This is a genomic window from Salinibacterium sp. GXW1014 (assembly GCF_044769865.1).
Taxonomy (GTDB): domain Bacteria; phylum Actinomycetota; class Actinomycetes; order Actinomycetales; family Microbacteriaceae; genus Homoserinimonas.
The window spans coordinates 615,083-628,604 of record NZ_JBIZWA010000001.1 but is presented as its reverse complement, the minus strand read 5'-3'; the positions used below and the strand labels follow the sequence as shown (position 1 = coordinate 628,604).

Genomic DNA, 13,522 nt, shown 5'->3' with positions numbered 1-13,522 from the left:
GCGTTGCGTTCACGCCGCGCTGGTGATGACCCTTGCCTGTATCCCCTCAAAGAAGAGTGAAAGGAACTGCAATGAACGCAAGAAAGGCCTTTGCCGTCATCGCGATAGGCGCCCTCGCCCTCACTGGCTGCGCCGGCCAACCCGGCGCGAACAGTGACGACGATGACGCGGCCACCGGCACCGCCGAACAGCTCATCGCCGACGGAGTGATGAATGAGGAGGCCGTGCTCGCAGAACCTGCGACGATCACGATCGCCACCGCGGCGCCCACTGCATTCACGATCCCGCTCTACATGGCGGAAGCAGGCTACGACTCCTTCAAGCGTCGCAACCTCACCGTGAAGATCGAGAACATGCCGGGCGTGGACTCGTACCCCCTGATGGCGACGGGTCAGCTCGACGGCAACTACAGCGCTCCTGACGTCGGAATGTTCAACTCCATCAACAGCGGAATCGACCTCGCGGTCGTCGCGCCAACCCAGATCCAAGCTGAGGATGCCGTGGATGGCCTCTACTGCCGCGTCGATGAGATGGGCGGCAAGGAATTCAGCTGGGAGATGCTGAAGGGCAAGAAGATCGGCTCCTCGCAGTCAAACCGAGGGGTCTCGATGATTCAGATCGCCGAGAACCTCGAGAAGGCTGGCGTCCCGGTCGATGAGGTCGAGGTCGTGCAGATGAGCACCTCCGACCAGGTGGCGGCTCTGGAGAACGGTGCACTCTTCTGCGGCCTCATCCAGGAGCCCATCACCGCGGTGGTCGAGGAGGCCGGCCATGCGACGTTTGCCGCGCGGCAGATGGAGATCGGCTTCCCGAACGGCTCCGTGGCATTCGGAAAGTCCATCCTGCGTGACAACCCCGAAGTCGGCTTCGCCTTCGTCGCCGCTCTCGCCGAGCTCTACCAGAACGAGCTTCAGGGCGAGTGGCTGCGCGGCAACGAGGCCTACTTCGCTGAGCTCCTGGACCAGCCGCAGGACGCCCTCGAAAAGATGACGACCCCCACCTACGCGCTGCCGCTCGCGCTGCCCGAGGGCTACGCCGCGACGTTCGACCGCACGTGGCGCAACTGGGACGACCTCCTCCAGTACGAGGAGCCCCTGGAGGAGTCGCAGGTCATCGACGACCGGTTCATGACCTTCGCCAACGAGCTGCTCGGGCTCTGATTCACATGACCCTGCTGGAAGGAACAGTGGTGAACGTCAGCGAGATGCGCGAGAACGTGCAACATGCCAACGCGAACGTGCTCCGAGCGGTCCTCTACGTGATGACGGGCAACCCCGTGCTCGCGCAAATGCGGACCATCGAGCTCGAGCGCAGGGGTGGTGCCTTCATCGAGCAGATGCTCAGCGATGCCGACGCGAGTGCGGTGCGTGAGCTCGCTGTCGAGTTCCTCAGTGCAGGGGCCGCTGGTCAACACCCGGGCGACCTCACGTCCCTGGGTGTTGACCAGCAGCGGATCGCTGAGGCCGTCGGCTTCCTCATCGGCAGAAGGCCCACCAGTGCGGAGCTCCGGCTCGGCATGCGCGAACTGGGCCTCGAGGAGGCGGCCGGCGTGCCCTCATCCCGTGCGGCTTGGACGGGATCGCCCGACCTCTCAGGCTGGCGAGTGCTCGTCGTCGGTACGGGATTCAGCGGCATCGGCACTGCCGCCCGCCTGCAGGCGCTCGGCATACCGTATTCGGTGGTCGACAAGCAGGCGCGGATCGGCGGCACCTGGGAGCGGAACCAGTTCCCGGAGTCCCGCGTCGACACGACAAGCTTCGTCTACCAGTTCAGTTTCATGGAGCGCTACCCGTGGGCTGAGCACTACGCGCCGCAGGAGCAGGTGCGCGAATACCTTGAGCACGTCGCCGAGGTCAGCGGCGTGACCGAGCACGTGCGCCTCAACACCGAGGTGGTCGAGGGGCGCTTCAACGCGGAGCGCGGCGTGTGGGAACTGCTTCTCCGGGGAACCGACGGCACGGAGTGGCGGGAGGAAGCGAACTTCGTCGTGAGCGCCTCCGGGCTCTTCTCCACGCCCAAGCGTCCTGACTTCGCGGGCGCCGACCTGTTCGAGGGCCCCATCATCCACAGTGCACAGTGGGACTCGTCATTCGACCCGGCAGGCAAGCGCGTGGCCATCGTCGGCAACGGCTCGACGGGCGTGCAGATCCTGCCCTGGCTCGCGAGGCACGCCGAGCATGTCACCGTCTTCCAGCGCACCCCGCAGTGGATCTCGCCACTCGAGCGCTACAAGGAGCCGGTGTCGGAGGAGCTGCAGTGGCTGCACGACAACGTGCCCCTGTACTGGAAGTGGTCCTGCTACAACGCGCGGCTCGTGCGCGGCACCCTCGGGGACGCGCAGGAGTACGACCACGCCTGGCGGGCCGCCGGCGGCAAGGTCAGCCGGCGCAATGACGGCCTGCGCGAGAACCTCACGGAGTACATCGCCTCCAAGCTTGGCGCGCATCCCGAGCTGGTATCGGCGTGCACGCCCGACTACGCCCCGCTCGCGCGCCGCCTCGTCGTTGACAACGGCTGGTACGACGCGGTGCTCCAGGACAACGTCGACCTCGTGACAACCGGGGTCGCCGCCCTCCACGAACGGGCGATCGAAGGTGGGGACGGCACGGTCGTCGACTGCGACGCCCTGATCCTCGCGACGGGCTTCGATGCCGAGCAGTACACGCTGCCGGCCCAGTACTACTCGCCGTCCGGCCGCACGCTGGAGGAGGCATGGGCCGAGGATGGCCCGCGAGCATACGCAGGGCTGGAGGTGCCGGGATTCCCGAACCTCTACATCATGTATGGCCCGAACGGACAGCCGCGCGGCGGGAGCCTGGTCGCGGCGCTCGAGCTCTGGATCGACCACGTCTGTCGGCAGATCGTGACGACGGTCGAGTCGGGAAATCGCTGGAGCTCGGTGAGCGAAGACGCATTCGAGAACTACAACCGCTGCATGGACGAGGAGCTGGAACGCCTCATCTGGGCGGGCGAAGCGCCCAAGGAGCGCAACTACTACGTCAACAGCTTCGGCAGGCAGAACGTCAACATGCCATGGCGGCTTCACGACTACGCGCAGATCCTCTGGCGCAGTCCCTTCGAGACCCATGAATTCGGGGGTGCGTCGGCATGACGAGCCGCGAGCCGCTCTGGCGAGACCTCCCCGAGGGAAGTGCGCACGGCCTCTTCGGCGCCGACGACGTTTTCGGCACGCTCAACCGGCAAACGTCGGCGACAGTGCTTGAGGCTATTGCGGCGGCCTCGACCGGCCGCGTCTTCTCGCTGAACCTCAGCCTCACCGAACCCGACCCGCCGCTGTTCCAGCGGCAGATGCCCCGCCACCGCGTCTTCACGACACCGCGGGGCAACCTCGACGACGTGCTCGACAACTTCTACCCGCAGTCGTCATCGCAGTGGGACGGCTTCCTGCACGTGCCTGACCCCGAGCTGGGCTTCTACAACGGGCTCGGCCGTGACCGCCACGGCGTGCACCACTGGGCGGAACGGGGCATCGTCGGTCGCGGCGTTGTCCTCGACATCAGCGAGGCCCTCTGGGCCGCCGGCGGAGCCGACGCCTTCTCGTCCAAGACCTCCGTCGGGGTCGGCGCGCTGGAGGCGGCTCGCGAGGCGAGCGGCGTCGAGTATCGCCGCGGCGACATCCTGCTGCTGCGCACCGGCTGGGTGGCGTGGTACCGGGGTCTTGACGTGGAGCAGAGGCGAGAGGTGCAGTCCACGCGGATGGCGCCAGGCATCGAGGGCTCCGCCGAGATGGCCGAGTACCTCTGGGACAACGGCTTCATCGCCGTGGCATCCGATGCTCCAGGCGTCGAAGCGCTTCCCAGCGGGCCGGGCTCTATCCACCAGAGGGTGCTCGCCCGGCTCGGCATGCCGCTGGGAGAGATGTGGTGGCTCGACGACCTCGCGGCCGACTGCGTCGCCGACGGCCGGCATGACTGCCTGGTCGTCTCCAGTCCCTTGAACATCCCCGGTGGCGTTGGGTCGCCGGCCAACGCGATTGCCATCCGATGATCCCGAAGCCAAGCGAAGTGGGGAGTACGAACGTGACAGAACAGACGACCAGGGCGGTCAAGGCCGTGATCAGCGACGTCAGCAAGGTCTACAGGGGCCGCACCGAGGTCCCCGCATTGGAGAAGGTCGATGCGCAGATCTACGAGGGCGAGTTCCTCACGATCGTCGGCCCCTCAGGATGCGGAAAGTCCACGCTACTGCGGATGATCAACGGGCTCCAGCGCCCGAGTGAGGGAGCCGTCGAGATCACGAGAGCATCGACGGAGAACCCGCTCTCCGCCATGGTCTTCCAGGACTACAGCGTCTACCCGTGGATGAACGTCTTCGACAACGTGGGACTCGGGCTCGCCCGCAGCCGCGTGTCGAAGGCCGAGCGGCGGGATCGCATCATGACGTGGCTCGAGCGGCTCGACCTCGGTCGCTTCCAGGGTGCCTATCCCACCGAGCTTTCGGGCGGCATGCTCCAGCGGGTCGCGATCGCGCGGGCCCTGGTCGCCGAGCCCGAGATCCTGCTCATGGACGAGCCCTTCGCGGCCCTCGATGCCCAGCTGCGCCGGCGGCTGCAGGAGGAGCTCCTCGAGGTGGTTGGCGACTCCAGCCGCACCGTCGTCTTCGTGACCCACAGCCTCGAGGAGGCGATCCTCCTCGGGGATCGAATCCTCGTCATGTCGGCGCGACCGGGGCGCATTGTCGACTCCGTCGAGGTGCCGTTCGGCCGCCCCCGTGACCCCGAGCTGCGCAAGTCCGTCGAGTTCCGCGACCTCGAGGAGCGGCTGTGGACGACGCTTCGCGAGAACTCCACTCCTCGCAACTGAGCGAGCACACGAGCATCCCCAAGACCCCGAAAGGAAATTGATCAATGGACAGCAGAGAGTTCGAAGGGCAGGTCGCCGTCGTCACCGGAGGTGCGAGCGGCATCGGAGCCGCCACAGTGCGCCACTATCTGGAGCGAGGAGCGAGGGTCTTCAGCATCGACAACTCCTATGACTCAGCGGCAGGTGTCGTGGTCGACGCAGAAGTCGACGGCGCCACCGTGGGAACCGTCCGTTGCGACGTGTCGAGTGAGGACGAGGTCGCGAGGTCGGTCGCTAGCATCGTGGAGGCCGCGAGGGAGATCACCATCCTCGTCAACAGTGCCGGCGTCACAGGCCCCCAGGCTCCCCTGTGGGAGACCTCGTACGAGTACTGGAAGAAGATCTACCGGGTGAACGTCGACGGCACGTTCCTCGTCTGCCGCGCCGTGATCCCGCACCTCATCGAGAAGGGCTACGGCCGCGTCGTCAACATCGCGAGCATGGCCGGCATGGAGGGCAACGCGAACTCCTCCGCCTACTCGTCTGCGAAGTCGGCCGTGATCGGCATGACGAAGTCCCTCGGCAAGGAATTGGCGCGCACCGGCGTGCTCATCAACTCGATCGCGCCGACGGTGTTCATCACGCCCATCAACCAGCAGGTCGACCAGGACTACCACGAGTACCTCATCTCGCGGATCCCGCTCGGCCGCGCGGGCCGGGTGGAGGAGGCGGCAGAACTCATCGGGTTCCTGACATCCGCCCGGTGCACCTTCTCGACGGGAGCAGTCTTCGACCTCAGCGGCGGCCGCGCAGTCTATTGATCAGCGGCTCACGAGATCGAGGGGAACGAACAATGCTGAGTGCCGAGGCTTACCGGGGGTTCATGGCGCCCGAGACTGTCGCCGTGATCGGGGCGTCGACCGACCCGGGCAAGGCGTCCGGCCGCACGCTCAGGTACCTGCGGCACTACGGGTTCCACGGGCGGGGCTACGCCGTCAACCCCGCCCGCGATGAGGTGCAAGGCTTCGCCTCATACCCATCGGTCAAGGATGTGCCGGAGCCGGTCGACCTCGCCATGATCGTGACCTCGGGCAAGCACGTGCATGCCGCGCTGCGCGACTGCGTCGAGCAGGAGATCCCCTCCGTCATCATCGTCTCTGCCGGCTTCGCGGAGACGGGTGAGGAGGGGCGCGCCATGCAGGCGGAGCTCGAGGCGTGTGTCGCGGGCAGCAAGACGCGCGTGCTGGGACCGAACTGCGTGGGTCTTGTCTCGACGAGGGTCAACCTCGGGGCGACCATCAACACGGGCCTCGACCAGGACCGCTTCCAGTTCCGCAACAGCGGCGTGGCCCTCCTCTCGCAGAGCGGGGCCATGGGCGCCTTCATCTTCAGCACCTGCCAGGGCAAGGGAGTCGGGCTCGGCACGATGCTGAGCACGGGCAACGAGATGGACATCACTCTCACTGACATGCTCAACGCCTCGATCGACGACTCAGAGGTCACCTCGATCGTCGGATACATCGAGGGCATGCGTGACGGCCGGGGCTTCATCGAGGCGCTCGAGCGGGCACAGGATGCTGGCAAGCCGATTGCCATGATGAAGGCCGGCCGTTCCGACACCGGCCAGAAGGCGATCGCGTCGCACACGGGGGTGCTGGCCGGAAGCGACAAGGTCTATGACGCGGTCTTCGAGCAGTACGGCGTGCACCGGCTCGACACGATTCGTGACCTCGCGGACTACGTCGAACTCGCGGCCGTGGAGCATGTCACCCCGGGCCCTCGCCTCAGCATCGCGACGACCTCGGGGGGCGCGGGGATCCTTGCCGCCGACTATGCCGAGCGATTCGGCCTCACCCTCGCCGAGTGGAGCACCGAGTGGCAGCAGCAGCTCGCGACGGCGTTGCCGGGGTACTCGGCACTCGGCAACCCCATCGACATGACGGGGGCGGGCGGGCGCCCCGAGGTGCTCGCACCCGTGCTCGACACGCTCCTGGCGCATCCCGACACGGATGTGCCGGTGCTGATGGTCGGCAATCTCGAGAACAACGAGGCGGCTCTCGTCGACCTCATCGCGGAGAAGGCCACCGCTTCGCCGAAACCGCTCGTCGTCGTCTGGGTGGGCGGCAGCGGCAGGCCGCTGTCCGAGCTGAGCCGACGCGGCGTGCCGTGTTTCGACGAGCCGCTGGATGCGCTGCGCGCCATCGCCGCCCGCAGTCCGCGTCACCGCGGTGGCCGCGCGGGGTCGCACTTCGCGCACGACACGACGCGTGCCGCCCAGGCGCGGGAGTTGATCGCGCGGAGTGGCGCAACCGCAGCGCTCGACGAGGCGGTGAGCAAGCAGCTGCTTGCCCTCTACGGCGTGGACGTGGTGCAGGAACGAGTGGCGCACGACTCCGAAGGGGCGGGTGCCGCCGCGGCACAGATCGGCTTCCCCGTCGTGCTCAAGGCACTCCACGCCGACCTCCACCACAAGTCGGAGGTCGGCGGGGTGCAGGTGGGTCTCGAATCGGAGCAGGTGGTTCGTGACGCGGCCGAGAAGATGGCCCGGCGTATCCGAGACGAGCAGGGACTCGACATCGACTTCACGGTGCAGCAGATGGTCGCGCAGGGCCACGAGGTGCTCGTCGGCCTCAAGCGTGACGCTGACTTCGGGCTCACGCTCGTCATCGGGGCTGGCGGCACGCAGGCGGAACTGCTCGATGACGTCGTCGTCAGGCTCCCCGTGCTCGATGACGAGGAGATCGCTCGCACGCTTGGTCGACTGCGGATCAACGCGCTGCTCAGCGGATTCAGGGGAGCGCCCCCGGCGGATGTGGACGCCCTCGTGCGGACCATTCGCGGAGTCATCACCATGAGCGCCGAGATCGGCGACCTCATCGATGGGCTGGACCTCAACCCGGTCATCGTCGGGGACAGGGGACGAGGTGCCGTGGCGGTCGACGCGGTCGTGTTCGTGAGGAGAGAGGTGGGCAACTGATGGATGCAGTGAACAGCGTCGAGCTCGATGCCCAGGCATGGCGCCACGAGGTGCGGGCCTGGCTGGAGCAGAACGTGCCATCGGACCTCGTGGGGGCGGGGGCGCTTGCCGCCCCGGATGCGGTGCAGCGTCGGCGTGAGTGGGAACGGCGGCTCTACGACGGCGGGTACGCCGCCATCCACTGGCCCGTCGAGTTCGGTGGCCGGGGCATGGGCGCCGTGCACCGCATGGTCTTCCAGGAGGAGTACGAGCGGGTCTCGGCGCCTCCGCGCCTCAACGTGCAGGGACTGATGCTGGTCGGGCCGACGCTCATGCAGCACGGCACGCCCGAGCAGCAGGAGCGCTGGTTGGGGCCGATCCTTCGCTGCGAGGAGGTCTGGTGCCAGGGGTTCAGCGAACCTGACGCGGGGAGCGACCTGGCGGCGCTGCGCACGAGTGCCAAGGTCGATGGCGACGAGTTCGTCATCAACGGCCAGAAGATCTGGACATCGGGTGCCAACCACGCCGACTGGTGCTTCGCACTCGTGCGTACCAACACCGCTGCGCCGAAGCACAGGGGAATCTCCGCCGTGCTCATCGACATGAGGAGCCCCGGAATCGAGGTGCGCCCCATCAAGCAGATCAACGGGCGCGGAACGTTCTGCGAGGTGTTCTTCGACGACGTGCGCGTTCCGACTGCGAATGTCGTCGGCGAGATCGACGACGGGTGGAATGTCGCGATGAGCGCCCTGGCGCTCGAACGAGGCGTCGGGCGAAGGACCTACGTCAAGTACCTCCCGCTCATCGAGACGCTCGAGCGGATGACGGAGGTCTCCGGCCTCGGCCAGGACTCGGCCGCGCTGGACGACCTCGGGATGCACGTCGTGCAGGTCAGCAAGTATCGCCACCACGTCGGCAGGACGATCGCCGAGAGCGCCAACGGCCGGTTCGGGCCGGAGGCCAGCCTCAACAAGCTCTTCTGGTCGGAGATGGAGGCGGCGATCTACGAGTCGGGGATGCGGCTCTTCGCCCTCGCCTCCGCCGCCGACGCGGGCGACTCCCGTGACTACTCGCGCTGGGAGGCGGACTACTGGCATTCGAGGGCCACAAGGATCTTTGCGGGCTCCAACCAGATCCAGCGAAACATCATCGCCGAGCGCGTGCTCGGCCTGCCGAAGGAGAAGCGATGACGTTCTCATATGGGGCGGATGAGACGGCAAAGGAGCTCGCCGCCGGCCTCAGGGACTTCTTCGCCGGCGAATGCGACCTGGAGCGGGTCAGGGCGACGTGGGCCGAGCCCAGCCTCGACGCCGAGCTCTGGAAGGGAGTCGCGGGTCTCGGCCTGACCGGGGCCCTCGCCTCGGAGGATGCGGGCGGACTCGGCCTCGCACCGGAGGAGATCGTTCCCGCGATCGAGGAGATCGGGTACTCGGGCGCCTCCCTGCCGCTCGTCGACACGCTGGCTGTGGCCATCCCGGTGATTGAGCGCTTCGGATCTGCGCAGCAGCGCGCCGAGCTCCTGCCGGGCCTCGTCTCGGGTGAACTCGTGGCCGCCACCGCGGTCATGGCTGGCGGCGACCGCGCGATGTTTGCGCAGGACGCCGACGTGGTCGTCATAGAGCATGACGGCGCACTCCACGTGCTCCGGCGCGGCGACTACCAGGTGGAGCATGTCGGGTCCCCCGATCCTGCGAGCCGACTGGGGCGCATCCGAGTCTCGAACTGGCCGGCAGACACGCGCCTGCATGAGGGCGCCGTCGAGTACGCGAGCACCCAGGTCGTCTGGGCGGCCGCGGCCTACCTCAACGGTGTGAGCCGGCGGATGCTCGACCTCACGGTCGACCATGCGAAGACACGCGAGCAGTTCGGGCGCTCGATCGGGTCGTTCCAGGCGGTCAAGCACCTCATCGCCGATGCATGGGTCGCGACCGAGAGCTCCCGTCCCTGCGCCTGGTTCGCGGCAACGGTCGCGGGAGCGGGCGGCGCTGAGGCCACGGCGGCCGCGAGCGTCGCGAAGGCATCCGCGAGCGACGCGGCGAGGCTGGTCGGCGACGTCGCACTGCAGGTGCACGGAGGCATCGGCTTCACCTGGGAGCATCCGCTGCACTTCTGGATGAAGAGGGGCAAGTTGCTCGAGAACCTGCACGGCTCTCGGGAGTTCCACGCCAGGCGACTCGCCGTCATCGTGCGGGACGACCCTGCCTGGCAACACACGATCTTCGCGCACGACGCGTTCCACGAGTAGAACCACGAGTAGGAGAGAGACGAAATGCTGGAATCAGGATCGACCCTCGACATCAGGTATGAGGGCGACGGGATCGCCGTAGTGACCCTCAACCGTCCCGAGCGGCTCAACGCCGTGAGCCCGGAGATGCACCACGAACTGCAGCAGCTGTTCGCCTCGATCGACGCCGACGACGACACCAACGTGGTGGTGCTCACCGGTGCCGGGCGCGGCTTCTGCTCGGGCGGCGACACGAAGACGATGGCAGGTCGGCACTCCAAGGCAGACGAGAAGCTCCGCGTCTACTCGCGGGGACGTCACCTCATCGGCGGCATGCTCTCGGTGGAGAAGCCCCTCATCGCGATGGTCAACGGACCCGCTGCGGGTTTGGGAGCGACGATCGCCCTGTTCTGCGACGTCGTCTTCATGTCGGATGCGGCAACCATCGGCGACCGGCACGTGAATGTCGGACTCGTCGCCGGTGACGGTGGTGCGGTCGTCTGGCCGCTCCTCGTCGGGCCGCTCCGAGCGAAGGAGTTCCTCATGACGGGGCGGATGCTGTCGGGCCAGGAGGCGGCGGACCTCGGCCTTGTGAACCGTGTGATCGAAGCGGGATCACTCGAGAGTGAGACCCTCGACTTCGCTCGCGAGGTGGCCCTCCAGCCGCCCTACGCCGTGCGCGCCACCAAGGCGTCGATCAACCGATACGTGCAGGCGGTGAACGCGCAGGTGCTGGATGCCTCGCTCTCCTGGGAACGGATCTCCATGAGGACGCAGGACCACCAGGAGGCCCTCGCGGCCCGTGCCGAGAAGCGCCGCGGCAACTACCAGGGGTTCTGATGGGCCGCGCAGCGATCGTGACGGGGGGAGCCCGCGGGATGGGTGCCGCCATCAGCAGGCATCTTGCGGCTGACGGCTACAGCGTGGTCGTGTGGGACCTCGACGACGTGTTCGCCTCGGACGACGCGAACTGGCTCGCCGAGGCATCCGGGGTGTCGGGCATGACCGTCGACGTGTCATCCGAGGAGCAGGTCGCGGCGGGCGTCGCGGCAGTGCTCGACAAGTTCGGGTCGATCAGCGCGCTCGTCAACAACGCCGCCGTGTCGCCGAAGCACGGCGGATTCAGGACGCCTCCGGTGGAGACCCCGGTTGAGGAGTGGGACCTCGTGATGGGCGTGAACCTGCGGGGTCCGTTCCTCACGACCAAGGCCGTGCTGCCCAGCATGATCGAGGCGGGCTGGGGGCGGGTGGTGAACATCTCCTCCACGGCCGGCAGGCAGGGTGCTCGGATCGCTGGCCTGCCGTACGGTGTCGCGAAGGCCGGCATCAACGGCCTGACCAAGACCTTCGCGCTCGAGGTCGGCATGCACGGGGTCACGGTCAACTCGGTGGCCCCCGGCCGGATCGCTACGCCGATGTCGGCGCGGAGCGCTGCCGAGGTCTCGGCCGCATCCATCGCCCGGATCCCGGTGGGACGCGAGGGCACCGTCGATGACATCGGCGCGCTCGTCTCCTATCTCTGCAGCGACGCCGCAGGATTCATCACGGGGGCCACGGTCGACATCAACGGCGGGGCGTTCATCGCCCCGTGACCCGTGCCGTGACCACGATCGTTCCGGGGGACCTCGACGAGAGGGGCGCCTATCGCCTGGCGATGGGGGTCGTGGTGCCCCGGCCGATCGCCTGGGTCGCCACGCTCAACGAGTCCGGCAGTGTGAACCTCGCTCCCTTCAGCTGCTACACGGCGGTGTCGTATTCGCCCTTCATGGTGGGCATCAACATCAGTCCCCGCGCTTCAGGCCTGAAGGACACGGCGGCCAACATGGTGCGGTCGCGGGAGTTCGTGCTCAACGTCGTGCATGAATCGCAGGCCGATGCCGTGCATCGCAGTTCGGAGGCGATGCCGCCCGGTGTCAGCGAGATCGAGATGCTCGCCCTTGCGACGCGTCCCTCCGACGTCGTCGCGCCTCCGCGTCTTGCGGACGCCCCCGCCGCTCTCGAATGCCGGCTGCACGACGTCATCCCCTTCGGCGATGCCGGCTCCCAGTTCTACGTCGGCACGGTGGAGGTCGTGCACCTTCGGGAGGGGTTGTTTCGAGACGGCAAGGTCGCGACTGCGGAGTTGGAGCCCTTGGCGCGCATCGCCGGGCCGAACTATGCGTCGATCGGCCGCATCCAGGAGTTCACGGATGCCTTCCAACGATTCTGAGCGAGGTCAGTCGCGGGGCCGGCGCAGCCTGCGCAGTCGCCAGTCGCCCTCGCCCGCCACATAGCGGGGGATGAACCTCGTGAACAGGGCCGCCCCGAGGAGGCCGGAGGAACCGAGCAGCAGCACGCCCGCGGAGAGCGAGATGGTCGCCGTGGCGAGCGCGATCGCGAGTGGGGCGATGGCGTTGCCGAGACCGCCAGTGAATCGCCACGCCCCGAGGAACGGGGCAGGGTCGCGAGGGTCGGCGAGGTCTGAGCCGAGGGTCAGCAGGATGCCGGTGCTGAAGCCGTTGGCCACCGAGATGAGCATCGCCAGCCAGAGGAACCACACGATGGCGTCGGCGTGCTGATGCGTGATGGCAAGGGTGATGAAGCCCGCGGAGAGAAGGAGGGTGCTCGGCACGGCGTTCCAGGCGCGTCCGAAACGGTCGATGATCCAGCCGCCGAGATAGAAGAGCGCGAAGTCCACGGCGCCCGAGACGCCGATGAGCACGGCCGTCGTCACCTCGTCGAGCCCGAGGCTGACGGCCCAGAGGGGGAAGACGACGATGCGCCCCGCGCGGAGGGCGTTCAGGATGGCCCCCGCCGTGCCGAGGCGGAGGAGCACGCCGCGGCTCGCCACGATGGTGGCGAAGAGCCCCCGCGTGGGGCGGGCGAGCTCGGCGCCATCCGCATCCTCGAACCTTGCGGTCTGCGCCTCAAGCACGCGGGCCGGGTCGGGGGCCACGACGAGCACGACGATGCAGGCGATGCACATCACAACGTGAGTCCAGAACGCAGCCTGCAGGTTGGTGAAGAGGGCGAGCACCCCCACCGTGATGAAGGGACCGATGAAGTATCCGAGCCGGAAGAGCCCCCCGACGGTGGAGAGCGCCCGTGCCCGATGGCTGGGTGGAACATAGGTCGTGATGAGTGCGTGGCGCGCGAGTCCGAAGACCGCGGTCGCGAGTCCTATCAGCAGCACGCCGACGCCGAGGATGAAGATGTTCTCGGCGACGATGCACGCGAGGAGCCCAGCCATGGCAAGCAGGGAGGCGCCGATCATCGAATTGCGCTCGCCGAGCCTGCTCACGAGCCATCCGCTCGGGATGTTGCCGACGAGTTCGCCGATCATCAGGAGCGCTGTGACGATGCTCGCCACGGCGAGCACGCTCGAGGGCTCGTGGAGGAGGTCTTCAGCGAGCCTGCTGGCGAGGATGGGAATGATCGGCACGATCGCCCCCGCGCCGGTCGCGAAGAGCGCAGCGGGGAGGAGCGCGGGCAGCAGGATAGCGCCCCATCGGAACTCGTTCGGCGTCGTCGTCATTCCGCGGGCCGCCTTGACCCGGCATC

12 protein-coding genes are annotated in these 13,522 nt (G+C 67.5%); 11 read left to right on the top strand and 1 reads right to left on the bottom strand.

Translation table 11 applies throughout. From position 1 onward, the window contains the following. Positions 1-71 precede the first annotated feature (71 nt). The 11 genes from ACIQK7_RS03085 (at position 72) to ACIQK7_RS03035 (ending at position 12,191) form a co-directional block, all read left to right on the top strand. On the top strand, positions 72-1,160 hold the full coding sequence (locus ACIQK7_RS03085) for an ABC transporter substrate-binding protein (RefSeq protein WP_403021164.1): 1,089 nt from the start codon (positions 72-74) through the stop codon (positions 1,158-1,160). A gap of 29 nt (positions 1,161-1,189) precedes the next feature. Continuing rightward, the gene (locus ACIQK7_RS03080; RefSeq protein WP_403021162.1) at positions 1,190-3,112 is read left to right on the top strand and encodes a flavin-containing monooxygenase; all 1,923 of its coding nucleotides are present in this window, start codon (positions 1,190-1,192) and stop codon (positions 3,110-3,112) included. Beyond that, the gene (locus ACIQK7_RS03075) at positions 3,109-4,008 is read left to right on the top strand and encodes a cyclase family protein (RefSeq protein ID WP_403021160.1); all 900 of its coding nucleotides are present in this window, start codon (positions 3,109-3,111) and stop codon (positions 4,006-4,008) included. Before ACIQK7_RS03080 ends, ACIQK7_RS03075 begins: the two co-directional genes overlap by 4 nt. Before the next feature lie 32 nt (positions 4,009-4,040). Continuing rightward, the gene (locus tag ACIQK7_RS03070; RefSeq protein WP_403021158.1) at positions 4,041-4,823 is read left to right on the top strand and encodes an ABC transporter ATP-binding protein; all 783 of its coding nucleotides are present in this window, start codon (positions 4,041-4,043) and stop codon (positions 4,821-4,823) included. A 44-nt stretch (positions 4,824-4,867) separates the two neighbouring features. Further along, entirely contained in the window at positions 4,868-5,623 is a 756-nt protein-coding gene (locus tag ACIQK7_RS03065; RefSeq protein ID WP_403021155.1) for an SDR family NAD(P)-dependent oxidoreductase, read from the top strand. A 62-nt stretch (positions 5,624-5,685) separates the two neighbouring features. Continuing rightward, positions 5,686-7,779 (top strand): acetate--CoA ligase family protein, encoded by a 2,094-nt coding sequence (locus tag ACIQK7_RS03060; protein WP_403021153.1) that lies wholly within the window; start codon positions 5,686-5,688, stop codon positions 7,777-7,779. Then, complete coding sequence (locus ACIQK7_RS03055) at positions 7,779-8,948, top strand: acyl-CoA dehydrogenase family protein (RefSeq protein ID WP_403021150.1); 1,170 nt, start codon at positions 7,779-7,781, stop codon at positions 8,946-8,948. The genes ACIQK7_RS03060 and ACIQK7_RS03055 overlap by 1 nt, the downstream gene beginning before the upstream one ends. Next, positions 8,945-10,003, top strand: coding sequence for an acyl-CoA dehydrogenase family protein (locus tag ACIQK7_RS03050; RefSeq protein ID WP_403021147.1), 1,059 nt, complete (start codon positions 8,945-8,947; stop codon positions 10,001-10,003). The genes ACIQK7_RS03055 and ACIQK7_RS03050 overlap by 4 nt, the downstream gene beginning before the upstream one ends. Before the next feature lie 24 nt (positions 10,004-10,027). Then, positions 10,028-10,822: an enoyl-CoA hydratase/isomerase family protein gene (locus ACIQK7_RS03045; RefSeq protein WP_403021145.1), complete on the top strand. Its 795-nt coding sequence runs from the start codon at positions 10,028-10,030 to the stop codon at positions 10,820-10,822. Then, positions 10,822-11,574, top strand: a complete 753-nt coding sequence (locus ACIQK7_RS03040; RefSeq protein WP_403021143.1) for an SDR family NAD(P)-dependent oxidoreductase — start codon at positions 10,822-10,824, stop codon at positions 11,572-11,574. Before ACIQK7_RS03045 ends, ACIQK7_RS03040 begins: the two co-directional genes overlap by 1 nt. Continuing rightward, positions 11,571-12,191: a flavin reductase family protein gene (locus ACIQK7_RS03035; RefSeq protein WP_403021141.1), complete on the top strand. Its 621-nt coding sequence runs from the start codon at positions 11,571-11,573 to the stop codon at positions 12,189-12,191. Before ACIQK7_RS03040 ends, ACIQK7_RS03035 begins: the two co-directional genes overlap by 4 nt. 6 nt (positions 12,192-12,197) lie before the next feature. Here ACIQK7_RS03035 and ACIQK7_RS03030 read toward each other — a convergent pair whose 3' ends face one another. Beyond that, positions 12,198-13,496: an MFS transporter gene (locus tag ACIQK7_RS03030; protein WP_403021139.1), complete on the bottom strand. Its 1,299-nt coding sequence runs from the start codon at positions 13,494-13,496 to the stop codon at positions 12,198-12,200. Positions 13,497-13,522 lie beyond the last annotated feature (26 nt).